This is a genomic window from Thauera mechernichensis (assembly GCF_029588855.1).
Classification (GTDB): domain Bacteria; phylum Pseudomonadota; class Gammaproteobacteria; order Burkholderiales; family Rhodocyclaceae; genus Thauera; species Thauera mechernichensis.
Genome location: NZ_JARQZE010000004.1, coordinates 132,676 through 149,158, shown reverse-complemented (window position 1 = coordinate 149,158; position 16,483 = coordinate 132,676). Strand labels below are relative to the sequence as shown.

Here is a 16,483-nt window from a genome sequence, read left to right as displayed (position 1 = left end):
CCGTCCTGCCTGCCTGCCCTATGCGGGCGTGGCCGGCCAGTCGGCCGGTGCAAGGGCGAACTTATACGCGAACGCGCTCCAGGAATCACCCCTGCGCAAGGCGTCGATGAAACCCTCGCGGTCGGTCACCCAACTGCCGCCCACCACGTCGACCCCGCGCGCGAACAAGGGGCCGGGCAGGCAACCCGCGCTCGGCCCGATGAGGGCGACGCGGCTGGCCTTGCGGCAGTGGGCCAGCATGGCATCGACCGTGTGGTTGAGCAGGATGGTACTGGTCGACAGCACCTTGTTGCAGCTTGCGAGCGCGGCCGGATCCAGGGTGACGCGGTAAGCGTCGTAGCTTCCGGCGTAGTCCGGGTTGAGTTCGACGACGGTGAGCCGTGCCCCGGCGGCGGTGACCTGCTTGAGCAGCGGCGAAAACAGCCCGACCATGCCGACGTGGTCACCTGGCTGCGGCGCAATGCCACCGATCGAATCGGCTGCGCGCGGCGGCGCAAAGCCCATCCGCGCCATCACCGTGCGCGACAGCGCATTCGCCGCGGCAAAGCCCAGCGTACGGCGCAACTGCCGGCGCGCAGCCTCGGCGCGACCGGCAGCACCGTCCGAAGCAGCGTACTCGCGCGCAAGCGCAAGTGCATCCATGCCGACGATGCTGTGTGGATCGTCGGCGGCAGCCAGCCGCGTCAAGGCGCCATCGAGCAGCACATAGGTAATGCCGAGCGCGCCGTCGTCGAGTTCGAGTGCGCAGAACTCTCCATTCTTGGACGCTGCAGCCGCCGCCGGCGGCAGATGCAGGGCCTTCACCCGCGGCACGGGCTTGCCGGCAGTTGCGCGTTCGAGATCGGCAATGAGGTCGGCAGCGAAACTCATGGGTCGGTCCTTGTCGGTGGCATTGAATGTGCAGAGTTGGTCTCGGCCGCGCCCGCAGCGCTCGACCGCCCCGCGCGCACGGCCGCCGCAGCGGCTTCCGGGCTGACGGTACGGCTCCGGTTCTCGGGGTTGCGCAAGGCGCCTGGGAAGTAGCTCGCGGTCAGGCTCTTGGAGTGCACTGGCGAACCACCCGCCTCGGCACCCTCGCCACGCGTCGGCTGGCCCTCACCGGCCTGGCCGTAGCGGCGCCAGTCGCGCACCCAGTGGATGTCGTCGGCGAGTTCGAGCAAGCCGATCGTTTCGCGGTCGCCGATGAGGATGCCTTGCACGCGCAGGCCCTGGTCGCGCCGCACTGCATGCAGACGGTCGGCGAGCGCCGGCGTGGCGCCGAATTCGCCATCGGATGCAATCAGCACGTCGGCAAGCTGCCACTCGGCCTCCTCAAGGCGGGCAATCGCGCGTTCGAGCGGCGCGCAGATGTCTGTCCCGCCGCCAAAGCTCTGGCCCAGGAAGCGCGCGAGCTTGGCAACACCGGCGGCGTCGACGCCGAGCACCATCTCCACCACCTCGTCCGGGCCGCCGAAGGCAAACACATGGCAAGCGCGGCGCTGGGCATGGGCACAGCGCACCGCCTCCAGCACCACTGCCTTGGCGACGGCCTCGGCACCGCCCTGCATCGAACCCGAGGTATCGACACAGATCAGCATCGGCCCCATCTCCAGCCGGCGCGCCGTCGCCGGCTGCAGGCTGGGACGCAGCACCGGCGCCGGGCGCTGGCATTCCTCCTGCAGGTGGTCGTCATCCTCGTAGCACAGCAGGCTGCGCTCGGCATGGCGGGCATGCCAGATCAAGCGCAGCTGCGGGTGGCCCAGCAGCATTGCCTCGGACGGCAGCATGCGGGCGATGCGCCCCGCGCGATGCACGCCGCGCGTTTCGCCCGGCAGTTCGGGCACGCGCAGCCGGCACGCGCTGGTACACAGCACGCTGGCGGGCTCGACCACCTCCTGCAAAGCCCGGCTCGAGGCGGACTCATCGTCCACCTGGCGCGCCCGGCCCAGGCTGCGGATGATGCGGGCAAGCGCCGGCAAACGCTCGATGAGCCGGCGGATGCGCACCACCTCGCGCCACTCGCTGCTGCGCAGCAGGCCGCGCAAGGCGTCCCAACGCGTGTTCTTGAGCAGATCCCCCAGGTCGCCGAATGCCGCAATGAGCTCGTCCATGTCGCCGCAGCGCTCGGTCCAGTCCGCACTGAAAGCCGCGAGCGCCATCGCCTGCGCGTCTGCGGCGCTGGCGCCACGGTCGCGGTAGTCCACAACCAGGTCGAGATGGAACAACAGGCTCTGCAACACCGTATCGGTGACGTCCTCGCGCGCCCGGCAGTATGCCGCCAGCCCGAGGCCGTCCACGCACGCCAGCAACGCGGCACGCATGCCCGATGCCGGCCAGCCGCCCGCCGCGCCCGCATCTGCCGGCACATCGCCGGCCAACAGCGCCTGCCGCCAGGCTTCGAGCGCCTCGAGGCGGCCGACCAGTTCGCCCTGCGCATGCGTCATGCCGCCCAGCCACAACGCACGCGGCAGGCGATCGAGCGTTGCCAGCGGCGCCTCGAGCGCTTCGAACAACTGCGGAACGGCTGCCGGCGCGGACACGAAGCCTCTTCAGTCGGGCAGCGGCTCGTGCTCGACCGGCGCCGGCATCGCGCCGGCCTCATCGAGCCGCGGCAAGGCCTCGAAGCCTGCGCGTGCCATACCCGCACGCAACGCCAGGGACTCGATCTGGGCCGCCGTGTGCGCAAGCTGCACCTGTGCCGCGTCGACAAAGGCGGGGTCGGCCCACAACGACTGCGCAGCCCACGCCCGCAGCGCGCCCCGCTGGGCGTCGATCTCGCCCTGGTAGGCGGCGATGCGCAGCAACAGCGCGTCGATCTGCGTCGTGCGCGCCGTCACGTGCAATGCACCGTAGCGGCGCTTGCGCGCGTAGGTCATGCGCAACGCACCCGCCCCACCCTTCGCATCGCCGATCTCCCCGGCAAGGGCGCTGGCCTGCTCGCTGCCCATGCCGCCACCGATTCCACTGCTGAACGCGCCAGCCAGGGTCTCGGCATGGGAAATGGCCGAAAAACGCAACCGCCCAGACTCGTCGTAGTCGAGGTCGTTGGCCTCGCGCTCGGCCTTGAGCTGAGCCTCGAACGCCTCGACCACCCTTGTCAGGCGTGGCGGTGACAGCGCCTCGCGCACACCAAGGCGGCAAGCAAGCCAATCGGCCACCGCCTGCCGTCCCGCCTCGTCGGCGGCGATACAGCTGGGCAGCAGGCCCAGGTCCCAGGGCGCGACTTCGGCCCTGCCCTCGCTCGCCGCCGCCACGCGCAGCAGGTGGGCGATCTTGACCCAGCGCCGGTCCGACACGTAGTACTGCTGGCCGGCCAGCCAGACCCGCAGTTCGGCAAGCCGGGCGAGCACATCGGCGGGCAAGCGGACCGCAGCGGCAGCCTCACGCAGGGCATCGCACACGGCGGCCGGCAGTCTCAAGTCCTCGGGCACCGCTGGCGGTGCCCCGGCATCGCATGCCGCAAGCGCATTCCGGCCATTGCCGGCGAGCAGACGCGCGAAGCCGTCCGCGCTCACCGGCTCGACCGCCAAGCGGAGCAGGAAGCGGTCGAAAAACGCTTCGCCCACTTCGTCTTCGGGCACATGGTTGGTGGCGCCGACCACACTGATCAGCGGGCAGCGCACACGCCCGGCACCGTTGTCGAACTCGCGCTCGTTGAGCAGGGTCAGCAGCGCGTTGAGGATGGCGCTGTTCGCCTTGAACACCTCGTCGATGAATGCGACCCCGGCCTCGGGCAGGAAGCCTGCGGTGTGGCGCTCGTAGCGGTCTTCTTCGAGCGCGCGGATGGAAAGCGGGCCGAACAGCTCTTCGGGCACGGTGAAGCGCGTGAGCAGGCGCTCGAAGTAGCGCGCATCGCTAAAGGCCAGGTGGATGCGACGTGCGAGTGCGCTCTTGGCCGTACCCGGCGGGCCGATGAGCAAAGTGTGCTCGCCCGCCAGCGCGGCGAGCAGGCTCAGGCGCAGTACGCGTGTGCGCTCCACGAGGCCGACCTCGAGGACTTCGAGCAAGCGGACAAGCCCGTCGCGGTCGAGGGTGGTCGCGTGCATGCGTGCTCAGGCCTGCGGCCCGGTGGCGGCGCCAAAGGCATGCGCCTTGAGCGTGTCCAGGTCGACAATGCGCAGCGCCGCCTCGTGGGTCGCCTCCAGTACCACCGGAGGCGCCATGCCGGCGTCGAGCGCCTCCTTCCAGCGCAAGGCACACAGGCACCAGCGGTCGCCGGGCTTGAGTCCGGCGAATCGATACTCGGGGCGCGGCGTCGACAAATCGTTGCCGACCCTGCGCGAAAACGCCAGGAAGGCTTCCGTGACGCGTACACAGATGATGTGGCGGCCGAGATCGTCCGCCCCCGTCTCGCAGCAACCGGTCCGATAAAAGCCCGTCAGCGGCGCATAGCTGCAGGCGAGCAGCGGCCCGCCCAGAACATTACGTGAAGCGTTCATGCAGGTCCTTCAAGGTGGAGTGCTTGCCATATATCACCCACGGAGCAGCGCGGCCGGATCCGGCGCGGCGAACGGACGCTCGCGCCGATACCGACCTGGTCACAACCCCGGACCCACATTGTAGCCCTCGCGGCCGGCTTCGGCAGACGCACCGCCCCCTCTCGGTCAAGATCGGAAAGGCAATCATTCCCATCACGGAGTTCACCGACAGGCGATCATTTCTGATACTTTCTGGCCTTTTAAACGATTCGTTGGCGCACAACCATGCCGAATGATTCCGAGTCCAGGCGAGAGTTCATCAGCACTGCCCAAGCGGCGCGCCAGCTGGGACTCTCTCTCGGCGCCGTGCAGCAGATGGTCGAAAGCGGCACGCTTGCCGGCTGGAAGACGGCCGGAGGCCACCGCCGCATCCGCCAGGACTCTGTGGACGCATTGCTCGCACGCGCGAAAGCGCCCATGGCCGTGGCGCGAGCAGCAAGCGACAAGCTGCGCGTCCTCGTCGTCGAGGACGACCGCCTGCTCCAGGGCATCTACCGCGAGACCTTCGCGAACTGGGAGATGCCGCTCGAGCTGCACGTGATCGACCACGGCCTCGACGCCCTTGTCGAAGTCGGCCGCGAGCCGCCCGATCTGCTGATTGCCGACCTGCGCATTCCCGGCATCGACGGTTTCGAGATGATCCGCCGCCTGCGCGAGAACCCGCTGTCGAGCGACGTCGCCATCGTCGTGGTGTCGGCACTCAACGCCAAGGAGATCGCCGCCGAAGGTGGCCTACCGCAGGACGTCACGGTTTATCGCAAACCCATCCCCTTCCACGAACTGCATGGCTACATGCAGGCCCTGATCGCCCAGCGCCGGCGTAGCCGCAACAGCCCCTGAAGCGCACGATGCGACCGTGAGGGAGCCTCCCATGGCCACGCCGACCTGGTTTCGCGACATGAACCTGCGCGCGAAGCTGATCGCCATCTTCGTCGCGATCAAGGTCATTCCCCTGGTGCTGCTCGCGCTGTTCGCCTGGAACGCCGCCAACGAACTCGGCCACATCGTCACCACGCGCGCCGTCAGCATGTCCGACGTCATGCGCGAAACCCAGCAGCGCACCGGCCGCACTGCAATCGACGACGCCATCGACGCGCTCGACGACCGCTCGCGCGAAGCCATCGAAGCCCTCACCACCGGCACGGCGCGCGCCGTGGCCGACTTCCTCTACGAGCGCGACCAGGACCTGCTGCGTGCGGCACGACTCGAGCCCACGGTCGACGGCTACCGCGATTTTCTCGAATCGCACCTGCGCAGGCTCGAAGAGCATGGCCCTTACGAACCCAGCGCCGACGGCATGCAGTGGGTCGAGAGCGCACCGCAGCCGCGCAACACGGCACGCGTGCGCGAACCGCTGCCCGACAACGCCGCCAACTTCCACTACCGCGCACCGGACTCGGACAGCCGCTACCCGCTGCGGCCGCTCTTCCTCGAAGCGAGCTTCGTCGACACCAACGGCCAGGAGCGCATCAAGGTCCTCAGCGAGACCGGCGCCACGCTGCTTGATCCAGCCCTGCGCGACATCAGCCGGCGCGAGAACACCTTCGTGCGCGCAGAGGACTACTGGCCTGCCCTGCAAGCGCTCAAGCCCGGCGAGATCTACGTCTCGCGCGTGATCGGCGCCCAGGTCGCAACACACTGGATCGGCGAATACACGCCCGCGGAGGCACTCAAGCGCGGCCTGCCCTTCTCACCGGCCGAATCGGGCTATGCAGGTCTCGAGAACCCGGTCGGCAAGCGCTTCCAGGGCCTGGTGCGCTGGGCCACGCCCGTCGTGCGTGACGGCCGCATCATCGGCTACGTCACGCTGGCGCTGGACCATGCCCACATCATGGCCTTCACCGACACACCGCGCCCCACGCCCGAGCGCCACGCGCCGATCGCGGACCCCGGCTCGGGCAACTACGCCTTCATGTGGGACCTCGAAGGGCGCAACATCTCGCACGCACGCGACTATTTCATTCATGGCTACGATCCCGCGACCGGCAACCCCGCCACGCCCTGGATCGACACCGAGCTATACGACGAATGGCAGTCCAGCGGCATGCTCTGGCCTGCGTTCTCGGCCACCGTGCCCAGCCGCAGGGACCAGCGCCTGACCCGCAAACCCCACCCGCAATCGACCGCCTCGGGCCTCGTCGGCCTCGACTGCCGCTACCTGAACTTCTCGCCTCAGTGCCAAGGCTGGCACGACATGACCGAGCACGGCGGCTCAGGCTCCTTCGCCATCCACTTCAGCGGCATCAAGAAGCTCACCACGGTCGCCGCCATCCCCTACTACACCGGGCAGTATGCCCTGAGCCCGCGCGGCTTCGGCTACGTGACGATCGGCGCGAACGTCGACGACTTCCACCGCGCCGCCACCGAATCCGAGCGCCGGATCGGCGAGATCATCGCAACGGCCGACCTGCAGAACGTGCGCGAACGCGAAGGGCTGGTGAACAGCATCCGCCAGAGCCTGCGCCAGACCGCCACCGGCCTTACCGTGTCCACCCTGCTCATGGTGCTGGCCGTGGTGATGATCGCGGTGTGGATGGCGAACCTGCTCTCGCGCCGCATCACCGACATCATCGGTGGCATCCACCGCTTCCAGCAAGGCGACCTCGACCATCGCCTCAAGGCCGAGGGCAAGGACGAGATGGCTGAACTCGGCCGCTCCTTCAACAGCCTGGCCGACGCCATGCAGGCCTCGATCCGGCGTATCGAGGAGGCCCGGATCACCGCCGAGCAAGCGAACCGGATGAAGAGCGAGTTCCTCGCCAACATGTCGCACGAACTGCGCACACCGCTCAACGGCATCATCGGCTTCTCGGAACTGCTCAGCCTCGAGGTCGAGGACGAGGCGCACCGCAGCTACGCCAAGACCATTCACCACAGCAGCGAACACCTGCTCGCCGTGCTCAACGACGTCCTCGATCTCGCCAAGGTGGAGGCGAACCGCCTCACCCTGTCCCCCCGCACCTTCGAACTCGGCGCCCTCGTCACCTCGGTCGGCGCGCTGCACCGCGTAAACGCAGAAGCAAAGGGCGTCGCCCTGCTCACCGAGGTGCCCGTGCATCCCTGCTACATCGATGCCGATCCCGTGCGTGTGCGCCAGCTCATCGAAAACCTGCTGTCCAACGCGGTAAAGTTCACCCAGTCCGGCCAGATCGAGCTCTGCCTCACCCAGCAGCCCGGCGAGGTCACCGTCACCGTCGCCGATACCGGCTGCGGCATGACCCACGAAGAACTCGAACGCATCTTCGAACCCTTCTACCAGGGGCAGACCTTCCTCAACCGCAACCACGGCGGCACAGGCCTCGGGCTCACGCTGGTAAAACGGCTGCTCGACCTCATGGGCGGGCGGATCAGCTTCGACTCCAGCCCCGGCGCAGGCTCCACCTTCTCGATCCACATTCCGCGCGCCCAGCCACAAATGGAAAAGGGCGAACAGCCATGAGCACAACACTCGCCTTCATCGTCGATGACAGCCCGGTCAACGTCACCATCGCCAGTGTGCTCCTCAAGCGGCTGGGATGGAAAACGGAAGAATTCTCCAGCGCGATCGACATGCTTGCCCGACTCGAATCGGCGCAGCCGGGCATCATCCTGCTCGACATCTCGATGCCCGACATGGGCGGCGAAGACGCCTGCAGGATCATCCGCCAGCGTGCCGAGTTCAAGGACACGCGCATCGTCGCCTACACCGCGCACGCCCTCGAGGGGGATCACCAGCGCTACCTGGAGGGTGGCTTCAACGACATCCTGATCAAGCCAGTCAGCCTCGCCGCCATCGAGGCCCGCATCGGCCCGCCCACGACCCGCACCGACAGCTGAGCAATGGCATACGACAAACCCGCGCACTTCGACCCCGAACCGCTGCTGGACGACCTGCGCGGCAACGCCGGCGTGCTCGCCAGCATCCTCGCGGTCTATGGCCCATGGCACGCGGACACCGTCAGCCGCCTGCGGGCAAGCGCGGCCGGCACCGACAGCGATGCCACCCGGCGCCTGGCCCACACCATCTGTGGCGCACTGTCCCAATTCCACGCCCGCCAGGCCGTCGCCCTCGGTCGAGCGCTGGAATCGCACTGCCGCGACAACCCGGCCGGCGCCGCACGCACCGCCGAGTTGATCGACGCGCTCATCATCGAACTGGAAGCCCTCAAGAGCGAAATCGAGGCCTATGTCGAGCACCACAAGACCTGAGCTGTAGCGGCGCGACAACACGTGCCAGCAAAAGCCCCCGCCAAAACCCCCCGCCAAAACCACTTTCCCTGAGCCAAGCTTGCAGCTATAATGGCCGACTTCCTGGACAGGTGGATGAGTGGTTTAAGTCGCACGCCTGGAAAGCGTGTTTGGGATAATATCCCAACGCGGGTTCGAATCCCGCCCTGTCCGCCAGAACACAGAAAAAGCCCTGCAAATCATAGACTTGCAGGGCTTTTTCGCATTCCAAAGCGACCTCTCCCAAGCACGACAACAGGGCCACGCGACGGGGTCGGGACAATCTCATTGTCCCCAGACTGCCCCCTCACAGCCCTACCGCCTCATCAATAGGCAGCGTTCGCATTCCCTTGGCTGGCACCGGATCGCGACACTTATCCACAAGCCTGCCCACACCTCTATCCCCGACTGCTGGGGACAACACACAGGCGGCGCAGCCCACCTAGTCACTCGCGCCCTTACCGCGCCTGCGCAGCGGCTCCAGCAGGCCGACCAGATTGTTATGGTCGAGCTCATGCATCAAGGCCAGCAACTGCCCAAGCTCCCCTGCGGGAAAGCCCTGCCTTGCGAACCACGCCAGATAGCCCCCAGGCAGGTCAGCGATGACCCGGCCCTTGTACTTGCCAAAGGGCATCTCACGGGTAAGTAGCAGTTCAAGCAACTCAGGTTTCATCGAGCCTTTACCGTTCGATAGCAACACATCCTCGACGCATCTGCCGCCAGACTGTAACTGGAGCGTGCAGTAGATGGAGCCTGCAGTAGATTCCACAAGGGGTGAGCGACGGGTTGTCGGCCGGAACTGTCGGCCACCCGGCACCGACTCAGGGGCGGCAGTGTTGCGGAAAGCCGCCGCGCGGTGATCAATGCGGTCGAGCGACGGGTCTCCTGTTCACCGAGCTACTCATATCGGCCCTCTGAGGCCACACCCACGTCTCGGCGGCCTTATTGGCAGAATTCTGGGAAGAGTGGCCGCTTAAATGGCCGGTCTATCGAACAGGCAAAGGACAGTTGCGGCTTTCCGGAAGCTCTCTCAATCTCACCCGTCATGAAGAGCTGCGACCTGGATCGTTCAATGCCCGCTGCCTTGCGCGAAGGGTCTCATAGGTGTTCTTGAGCAGCGTCGAGCCTCGTTCCGCGTATGCGTTGCATATCCATTCGGCTTCATCAATCTCACCTGCGTCAGCTAATCGATTGACGGTTCCAATTACGTCTTCCTCGCGGTAGTCGGGTAGAAAGCCGGACATCGCAGCACGGAACACGGTTGCCGCTTCTTTCGGATACTGACCTGCAAGACGCGCAAGGTTCTCGACCAGTATGTAGCCATGATGCCTAACTTGAGCGTGAGGCGCGGCCTCGACCAATGCCTGAACGGCGGCTGGCGTAAGCTCGTGAACGAAGACTGCCAACCTGCTGAGGGCCGACTGCAACTCGGGCAGGTTGGAGTGGTTTGCCCGAATCTGCTCCGCGAGTTTCATCCAGAATGCCAAAATCTTGGACGTGCGTGCCGACTGCCCGCCCTTCCCTCGGAGCGTCCAGAAGAACCCACACAAATGAGATAGCGCCTTGACCCTCAAATCCGCAATGAGTTCGCTGAGTAACCCTCCTCCATCAAGGCCCTCCATGCCTTCAAGATACGCAAGCCCTAGGAACTGGAGTGCTCTCTCCGCTACTTGATCCGGTAAGCCTTCCGAGTAAACCATCCTCCTCAGGTGGCCGCCCTTGACCAAGCTCTTGAAGAGCCAGCCATACAGATAACGCTGATACGCAAAGCCTTGCGCCGTGCACTTCCAAGCCCCTTCGTTGGCAGACGAGAACAGTCGGTCGAAGTTAGCTTCCGTCCACTCTGAGTTGAGGTAGTGGAAGTTCGCGCAGTACATCCCGGCCATCGCCGCAAAGTCCGCATTCAGTCCAGCCTCACTTGTCGCCAGTTCGGCCTCTAGTACCGGCCCGACCGACCCCCAGGTTTCTCCTGAACTGGAATTCGATGCAACCTCCTCACGCCGCATTGCGAGCGCCATATGAATTAGGGACTCAAGAGCGCGCCCTCTGGGAGAATTGATTGCATGTGAAACGGGATCGTTCGCCTGTTTAGCGTCCGTGGGCATCATGGCGTCGAGAATAAGACTAAGAATCTCAAAACACGATTGATAAAGCTCCGCTGGCACATGGCGTTCCGTGCCTGATGCTCCCTTCAATAGGTCGGCAATATCGCTAACTACCCAATGCACGGATGGCTCCCACCCTTCTGGCTGGTCACCGGTTAAGTCGGCTCTGAAGGCCGGCGAGGAAGCGATTTTCTGCACAAGCGACAACGTTGCTTGCCAGTCGATATCGCGCTTATCGTCAGACCATCGTTGCTTCAGACCCCGCAACAAACCATATTGGTATGGGCGCGCCAAGTCAGCAAAGAGGCCGATTCGTCGAGCAAAGCCGTCCTCGCTTGCTCGCACTGCTGCAGAGATTGATGAAGCGAGCCCACGGTATGTTGGACCGTCCCAGCTTCGGCTGTCTGGCACAAAACCCTTGAGGAAGGCCACCAATTCGGCGTCAGACATGCCAACTAGCGCATCAAATGCGACCGGGCTTCGGTCTCCGACCCACTCGCTGGTCGAATAAGTGTGGAAATCCGGGTGATCTCGAACCGGCCCCCAGCGCTGCACTAAGGCTAGGTACTTCTCGTCTACTTCTGGATCGCCCTGCCCAAATGCCGGATGCAGCAGGTCTCGTCTATGGATTTCGTCCCATTTGTGCTGGTGCGACTCGTCTGACCAATCCCCCTTCAGCTCCTCTACGACTCGCATAAACTGAGTCCTATGGTGGGCGGAGAATCTGGGGAACGCCTTCTTGATGAGCCAATAAAGCTCATGCCAATAGCGGAGATCGAAAAACCATTTGTCCTTCGCACATTCCCAAAAGATCGTCCCAACAGCCCCATAGTGCTCACTACACACGTAGATGCCTACGCGAATAAGAGTCGGGTAGGGAGACTGAAGGAGCGCCCTCGCCACGGCCAGTGCCTCGGGCGTATTGGAACTCGTGGCACCCAGAGCGGCGTCACGGACAGCATCAACGAGAACGGCGCGAGCGTCTTCCTTGTGGGCATCTTGTTCGTGATCTTCAATCGCAGAGCGCCAGATGTATGAATACTCGTCATCCTCTGGGGAGCCAATGTACTCGCCCAAGCGGCGGGCCAACATGTCCACGGCGCCGCTGCCGCAGCGCTCACCAAGCTTCCTAGCTGAAGCCTTTAGTGCTTCGCCCAAATGGTAGCTATCCAGCACCCCCACCCTGTCGCTCATGACGCATCCTCCGTTCGCCGAATCATCGACAACGCGTCGACCAGCGAAATTGCCTTGCGCCAGTTCGTCTGGTCGGGGCTGTCGAGCAGTCGCGGCAGCAGCTTCTCACCTAACTCCTGGCCCACCATGTTTGATTCAAAGCGACCCATTAGCCAAGAGCGAACCATGTCAATATCAGATTCTGTGAGGACTTCAAGCGGTAATTGCGACAGGATTGTTGCCAAGGACCACCATGTCCTCCAATTGTCCAACCCTCGCATTTGAGCGTCAGAACTGATAGTCCGAACGATGTCCGCAATCCGATTCGCCTGGCCATCCTGCGCTGCGGCGGCAATCTGTTCAAGGTAGCGCAAAGCGGGCCACCCTTCGGCCTGAAAGCTGGCGCCGCGTTCGCTCTCAACGACCTTCACCTCAGGATGATGTTCCACGTTGAAGAACCCGGCACTGTCAAGCTCGGAGAACCAGATTGGGTCTTTCAGAGAGTTGACAAAGTAAGAGGCGAGTTCAGGTTGCCTGCTTACGAGACGAAGCGCCGCTTCTCGGTTAACCGCACTAGGCGAAGCGACACATCTGTCAAGGTGTGTTTGGAGGTCTAGCGTCGTAGGGTCACGTACATCCAACTCCGAACCCCACCCTTTGAAGACTTCGACGACTTCTTGGTACCCCTTCACGTCGATGCAATATGGGATGACCCGAATGCCACACTGGTCGCGAAAGAAGTGCTCAATGAACCGAGTCTGAACCGACTCCGTTGACCGATACGCATACAACAAGAAGTGTCGTGGCTCAACCGAACCAGTTCCAAGTGACTCGTTAGAACGAATGATGTGGTCCAAGACCTCCAGCTCAGCGAGCCCATATCCCACGAACAAAACCGTGTGGTTCTTGAACATCGCCGCGAGAAATCCCTGAACTCTCGGATTCGCGTAATGCTCGATGTAGTCCTTCAGCGAAACCACCATCGAACGCGGTTCCGTATAGGAGCCATGAAGATGGATTACAGCCCCCCTTTCAGTTAGCAGGGCGGGGGACAAGTGCTCCCGCAGGTAGTATTTTTGTCTCTTGGTTGGCCCCTTGGCGGGCGCTGATTCGCTGCCCACACTGACCTCTGTTAAGAGGTCTGCAAAGCCAGCATCGTCGAGCCACTTGTCGTAATTCGTCGTAACGAAGACGGGGCGCAAGGCCGCAAGCAACTCATACAGCTCGGAGCCAATTGCCGCTGGCTTCGCCGGGTGCAAGATTCCGTCGAAGTCGATTGCAATACCCGACTCGTTGGCAAGAGCCATCGCAATTGAGAGGGTTCGGCGCGAGTCACCAAGCCCGCGCAGTTGCTCCGCCTCCAAGAAGCTCAACACGCTTTTCTGCTCAAGAGCGCCGACGACTTGGTTCGCGAACCCACGCCAGTCTGGGCTGCCGCAAAGCATGGACGCACCCGCTCCAACGAAGACGACCAGTTCGCCATGCTTCGCGGCATCTTTGATTAGCTGGTCGGGGATGTAGGTTCGAGCTTCAGTCATGCTCTAAACCAGTCACTCGCAAGAGGCATAGGGTGGGTGTCCAAGAGTTAGCACTGGGTCAATATACGCAAACAACATCGTTTCAGAATACTCCTGCACGATCTTGCATGCGCAGCAGGTCACAGTGATCTGCAGGCGAAAGACTGCATAGCGCCATATTGCTGACCTACAGTTGTAGATTCATGAGGGGCAGCAAAGGCCGACAACCCGATCTTCGTATCCCACCCGCCGCCCCCGCCGAACTCAAAAAATCACTCCAACGCTCGAACTGTCCTCACAACATCGAGCTTTCGCAGCATTCGGTCGACAAGCACGCAAACCTACCCTGCCTCCGCCCCCTCCCCCCGCGATGAGGCGCAAACGACTCGCGCACCCCTTCCTCAGCACGGTCCAGCACCTCGCCAGGCAGATGAAGATACGGCTCTCGCCGCCTCGCAGAGCGCCGCCCCTGGCTCGACTGCGCCATGCGGATCAAAGCCGACAGCGCCTTGCTCGGCCGATCGAACTCTGGATCCAGCTGCGCGAAGGCCTTATCGTAGCCGCGCAGTTACCCCAGTTCGCGGGCTATCTCGTCTTCCACCGCTTGCTGGCAGCCAATCTTCGCCACCGAAACCTCAGGCGGCCGATGGTCGAGAACACACCCCGGCAACAGGCGCGCGCCCGTGTTGCCGCCCCCCACCACCCGGAGTATCGAACCATGCACTTCACCCCGGACACCACACCCCTCGAAGTCGAGACCGGCCCCAACCCGCAGTGGTCGGTGATCTGGCTGCACGGCCTGGGCGCCGATGGCAGCGACTTCGAACCCGTCGTGCCCGAGCTCGGCCTTGCCGACGCACCAGCCCTGCGCTTCATCTTTCCGCACGCGCCCCTGCGCCCGGTGACCTGCAATGGCGGCTACGTGATGCGCGCCTGGTACGACATCATCTCGCTCGCACCGGCCAGCCGGCAGATCGACGAAGGCGGCCTGCTCGAATCGCGCGCCTACGTCCGCCAGCTCATCGAACACGAGAACGGGCGCGGCATCGCGAGCGACCGCATCGTCCTCGCAGGCTTCTCGCAGGGCGGCGCGGTCGCCTATCTGAGCGCGCTCACCCACCCGGTGCCACTGGCGGGCATCGTCGCGCTATCGACCTACATCCCGAGCGCCCGCCTGCTCGTCGATGAGCTGACCGAGGCAAACCGGCAGATCCCCCTCTTCGCCGCGCACGGGACGCAGGATGACGTCGTCGCGCTCGAACTGGGGACCCAGGCCCTCGGTCTGCTGCAGACGCTTGGCCTCGAGCCCGAGTGGCACACCTACGACATGCCCCACTCGGTGTGCCTGCAAGAAGTGGCCGATATCGGCGCCTGGATCAAGGCCCTGGTAGGCGGCGCGCGCTAGACGGCAGCCGCCGCTGCCGTCAGCGCATCGCTGCGACCGCCCACTCGACCACGGCCAGCGCCAGGGCGTCGGATGCCTGGCCGAAGGCCTGCACCACAGCCGGCACCGCAGTGTCGGTCGCGGCCTGGCGGAACTCGAAGCGCTGGCTGGCGACGATGCGCTGGGTGTCCGGGCGATACAGGCGCACATCGAGGCGCACGACCACCTCGGGCCTGCCGTCGCGGTATTCGCTCTGGAAGGCGCGCAGATCGCTGTCGATCTCGAAGTCGGCGTGCAGGCGGCGCTCGTCGGTGCTCAGTGCGGCGATGCGCCCGTCGGCGCGGAAGGCGTCGAGCAGGCGGTTGCGCACCAGGATGGGCGCGGGGTCGCTCCAGCCGGCCCCCTTGTAGATGCTGACGCGGTTGTCCTCGGGCAGGACGACGATGCGCTGGCCGGCCAGATGCACGCCCGCTGCAGGACGCGCAATGCGCAGGGACACCGGCATGGAGGCGGCATCGGCGCGCGCACCCGTGCCTTGTGCAGACGCCTGCTCCGCAGGCAGCAAGTAGACGTCGAGCGGCTCGGCCTTGGGCAGGATGGTGCAGGCCGAGAGCAGCGCCAGGGCGGCGGCCGAAGCCGTTGCCCCACGCAGGCGCACGAACGCCCGCCGGGCGCGGTCGGTGTGCTTCATGGTGAGCTTCATGGCGTGAATTCCTTGGTCGGTTCGAGCCCGAGCAGATAGTCGGCAGGGCGGTCCTCGAGCTGGCGGGTAATCGCGCGCAGCGAAGCGAGCGTGGTGCGCAGTTCGCCGATCGCCGGGCCAAGCTCGGCCAGCGCCCGCACGCCGCCGTCGAGTGCATCACGGTTATCGGCGACGAGGCTGTCGAGCGTACCCATGGCGCGTTCGAAGGCGATCATCGAGCGCTCGGCGCTCTCCAGGGTGCGCGCGCCCTGCACGTCGATCAGGCGGTTGGCGGCGCCCATCGCCCGCGTCGCCTCGGCCAGCGCGGCATTGGCCTGCTGGCTGGCGAGGGTGAGCTGGCGCACCGCCTCGCCCACATCGCCGCGCTGCTCGGCCAGGCTGGCGGTCGTGGTCTCCATGTGCTGCAGCATGCGGCCGACGAGCGCGACGTTGTCAGCGGACAACAGTGCGCGCGCCTGCATGAGCAGCTCGTTGATGTTGAAGACGGCGTCCTCGCCATCGGCGAGCAGGCGGCTCATCGGCGAGGGGGTCGCGATGATCTGCGGCACGACGTCGTCGCTGCCCTGCAGCTTGGTGCTCGTCGGCTCGTCGCCGCTGGTGAGGCGGATGATCGAGATGCCGGTGATGCCCGCCGGCACCAGGCGCGCGCGGGTGTCGCTGCGCACCGGCGCCTCGCTGTCGACACGCACGCGGGCGATGACGCGGTGGGCATCCTGCGGGTCCAGGCGCAGGCCGGTGACATCACCGATGCGGATGCCGTTGAACTCGACCGTGCTGCCGCGCGACAGGCCGGTGACGGCCTCCTGGAAGACGATGTCGTAGACCTCGAACTGGCGGTCGCTGTCGGCCTTGGCCAGCCATAGCGCAAAGATGAGCGCGGCGCCGATGAGGGTCACCGTGAACAGGCCGATCAGGACGTGATGGGCGCGTGTTTCCAT

The 16,483-nt window shown here is 64.9% G+C and carries 14 protein-coding genes and 1 tRNA gene; 6 read left to right on the top strand and 9 right to left on the bottom strand.

Annotation, left to right across the window (positions count from 1 at the left end; translation table 11 throughout):
• Positions 1 to 18: 18 nt before the first annotated feature.
• From P7F68_RS07725 to P7F68_RS07710, 4 genes are read right to left on the bottom strand one after another with little or no spacing between them, the layout of a single operon-like run.
• Entirely contained in the window at positions 19 to 870 is an 852-nt protein-coding gene (locus P7F68_RS07725) for a Rossmann-like domain-containing protein (protein WP_002935418.1), read from the bottom strand.
• On the bottom strand, positions 867 to 2,519 hold the full coding sequence (locus tag P7F68_RS07720; protein WP_277832045.1) for a VWA domain-containing protein: 1,653 nt from the start codon (positions 2,517 to 2,519) through the stop codon (positions 867 to 869). Before P7F68_RS07720 ends, P7F68_RS07725 begins: the two co-directional genes overlap by 4 nt.
• Before the next feature lie 9 nt (positions 2,520 to 2,528).
• On the bottom strand, positions 2,529 to 4,025 hold the full coding sequence (locus tag P7F68_RS07715) for an AAA family ATPase (RefSeq protein ID WP_277832043.1): 1,497 nt from the start codon (positions 4,023 to 4,025) through the stop codon (positions 2,529 to 2,531).
• Between the two features lie 6 nt (positions 4,026 to 4,031).
• A complete protein-coding gene (locus P7F68_RS07710) occupies positions 4,032 to 4,418 on the bottom strand; it encodes a DUF2237 family protein (RefSeq protein WP_277832041.1) in 387 nt (128 codons plus the stop codon).
• Between the two features lie 264 nt (positions 4,419 to 4,682).
• On the opposite strand from P7F68_RS07710, the gene P7F68_RS07705 reads away from it, so the two are divergent.
• From P7F68_RS07705 to P7F68_RS07685, 5 genes are all read left to right on the top strand, one after another.
• Positions 4,683 to 5,297 carry a response regulator gene (locus tag P7F68_RS07705; protein ID WP_002929213.1) on the top strand — a complete coding sequence of 205 codons (615 nt, stop codon included), beginning with the start codon at positions 4,683 to 4,685 and terminating at the stop codon, positions 5,295 to 5,297.
• Between the two features lie 31 nt (positions 5,298 to 5,328).
• Positions 5,329 to 7,896, top strand: coding sequence for a sensor histidine kinase (locus P7F68_RS07700; protein ID WP_277832038.1), 2,568 nt, complete (start codon positions 5,329 to 5,331; stop codon positions 7,894 to 7,896).
• Positions 7,893 to 8,273, top strand: a complete 381-nt coding sequence (locus tag P7F68_RS07695) for a response regulator (protein WP_002929210.1) — start codon at positions 7,893 to 7,895, stop codon at positions 8,271 to 8,273. Before P7F68_RS07700 ends, P7F68_RS07695 begins: the two co-directional genes overlap by 4 nt.
• Positions 8,274 to 8,276: 3 nt before the next feature.
• The gene (locus tag P7F68_RS07690; protein ID WP_002935410.1) at positions 8,277 to 8,645 is read left to right on the top strand and encodes an Hpt domain-containing protein; all 369 of its coding nucleotides are present in this window, start codon (positions 8,277 to 8,279) and stop codon (positions 8,643 to 8,645) included.
• A 104-nt stretch (positions 8,646 to 8,749) separates the two neighbouring features.
• Positions 8,750 to 8,840 (top strand) — tRNA-Ser (locus P7F68_RS07685).
• A gap of 265 nt (positions 8,841 to 9,105) precedes the next feature.
• Here P7F68_RS07685 and P7F68_RS07680 read toward each other — a convergent pair.
• The 3 genes from P7F68_RS07680 to P7F68_RS07670 form a co-directional block, all read right to left on the bottom strand.
• Positions 9,106 to 9,336: a DUF3820 family protein gene (locus P7F68_RS07680; protein ID WP_277832035.1), complete on the bottom strand. Its 231-nt coding sequence runs from the start codon at positions 9,334 to 9,336 to the stop codon at positions 9,106 to 9,108.
• A gap of 370 nt (positions 9,337 to 9,706) precedes the next feature.
• Positions 9,707 to 11,962 (bottom strand): hypothetical protein, encoded by a 2,256-nt coding sequence (locus P7F68_RS07675; RefSeq protein WP_277832033.1) that lies wholly within the window; start codon positions 11,960 to 11,962, stop codon positions 9,707 to 9,709.
• Positions 11,959 to 13,479, bottom strand: a complete 1,521-nt coding sequence (locus tag P7F68_RS07670) for an SIR2 family protein (protein ID WP_277832031.1) — start codon at positions 13,477 to 13,479, stop codon at positions 11,959 to 11,961. Before P7F68_RS07670 ends, P7F68_RS07675 begins: the two co-directional genes overlap by 4 nt.
• 697 nt (positions 13,480 to 14,176) lie before the next feature.
• Between P7F68_RS07670 and P7F68_RS07665 the strand changes: the two genes are divergently transcribed.
• On the top strand, positions 14,177 to 14,863 hold the full coding sequence (locus tag P7F68_RS07665) for an alpha/beta hydrolase (protein WP_277832029.1): 687 nt from the start codon (positions 14,177 to 14,179) through the stop codon (positions 14,861 to 14,863).
• 19 nt (positions 14,864 to 14,882) lie between these two features.
• On the opposite strand, the gene P7F68_RS07660 is transcribed toward P7F68_RS07665, so the two are convergent.
• Together P7F68_RS07660 and P7F68_RS07655 are read right to left on the bottom strand one after the other, a co-directional pair.
• On the bottom strand, positions 14,883 to 15,545 hold the full coding sequence (locus P7F68_RS07660; RefSeq protein WP_037982138.1) for an ABC-type transport auxiliary lipoprotein family protein: 663 nt from the start codon (positions 15,543 to 15,545) through the stop codon (positions 14,883 to 14,885).
• Positions 15,542 to 16,483 carry an MlaD family protein gene (locus P7F68_RS07655; RefSeq protein ID WP_277832026.1) on the bottom strand — a complete coding sequence of 314 codons (942 nt, stop codon included), beginning with the start codon at positions 16,481 to 16,483 and terminating at the stop codon, positions 15,542 to 15,544. The genes P7F68_RS07660 and P7F68_RS07655 overlap by 4 nt, the downstream gene beginning before the upstream one ends.

Excerpts from the sequence above, each read along its gene's own strand:
- P7F68_RS07725 (WP_002935418.1), bottom strand. The coding sequence starts at position 870 with ATGAGTTTCGCTGCCGACCTCATTGCCGATCTCGAACGCGCAACTGCC.
- P7F68_RS07715 (WP_277832043.1), bottom strand. The coding sequence starts at position 4,025 with ATGCACGCGACCACCCTCGACCGCGACGGGCTTGTCCGCTTGCTCGAA.
- P7F68_RS07710 (WP_277832041.1), bottom strand. The coding sequence starts at position 4,418 with ATGAACGCTTCACGTAATGTTCTGGGCGGGCCGCTGCTCGCCTGCAGC.
- P7F68_RS07705 (WP_002929213.1), top strand. The coding sequence starts at position 4,683 with ATGCCGAATGATTCCGAGTCCAGGCGAGAGTTCATCAGCACTGCCCAA.
- P7F68_RS07700 (WP_277832038.1), top strand. The coding sequence starts at position 5,329 with ATGGCCACGCCGACCTGGTTTCGCGACATGAACCTGCGCGCGAAGCTG.
- P7F68_RS07695 (WP_002929210.1), top strand. The coding sequence starts at position 7,893 with ATGAGCACAACACTCGCCTTCATCGTCGATGACAGCCCGGTCAACGTC.
- P7F68_RS07690 (WP_002935410.1), top strand. The coding sequence starts at position 8,277 with ATGGCATACGACAAACCCGCGCACTTCGACCCCGAACCGCTGCTGGAC.
- P7F68_RS07680 (WP_277832035.1), bottom strand. The coding sequence starts at position 9,336 with ATGAAACCTGAGTTGCTTGAACTGCTACTTACCCGTGAGATGCCCTTT.
- P7F68_RS07675 (WP_277832033.1), bottom strand. The coding sequence starts at position 11,962 with ATGAGCGACAGGGTGGGGGTGCTGGATAGCTACCATTTGGGCGAAGCA.
- P7F68_RS07670 (WP_277832031.1), bottom strand. The coding sequence starts at position 13,479 with ATGACTGAAGCTCGAACCTACATCCCCGACCAGCTAATCAAAGATGCC.
- P7F68_RS07665 (WP_277832029.1), top strand. The coding sequence starts at position 14,177 with ATGCACTTCACCCCGGACACCACACCCCTCGAAGTCGAGACCGGCCCC.
- P7F68_RS07660 (WP_037982138.1), bottom strand. The coding sequence starts at position 15,545 with ATGAAGCTCACCATGAAGCACACCGACCGCGCCCGGCGGGCGTTCGTG.
- P7F68_RS07655 (WP_277832026.1), bottom strand. The coding sequence starts at position 16,483 with ATGGAAACACGCGCCCATCACGTCCTGATCGGCCTGTTCACGGTGACC.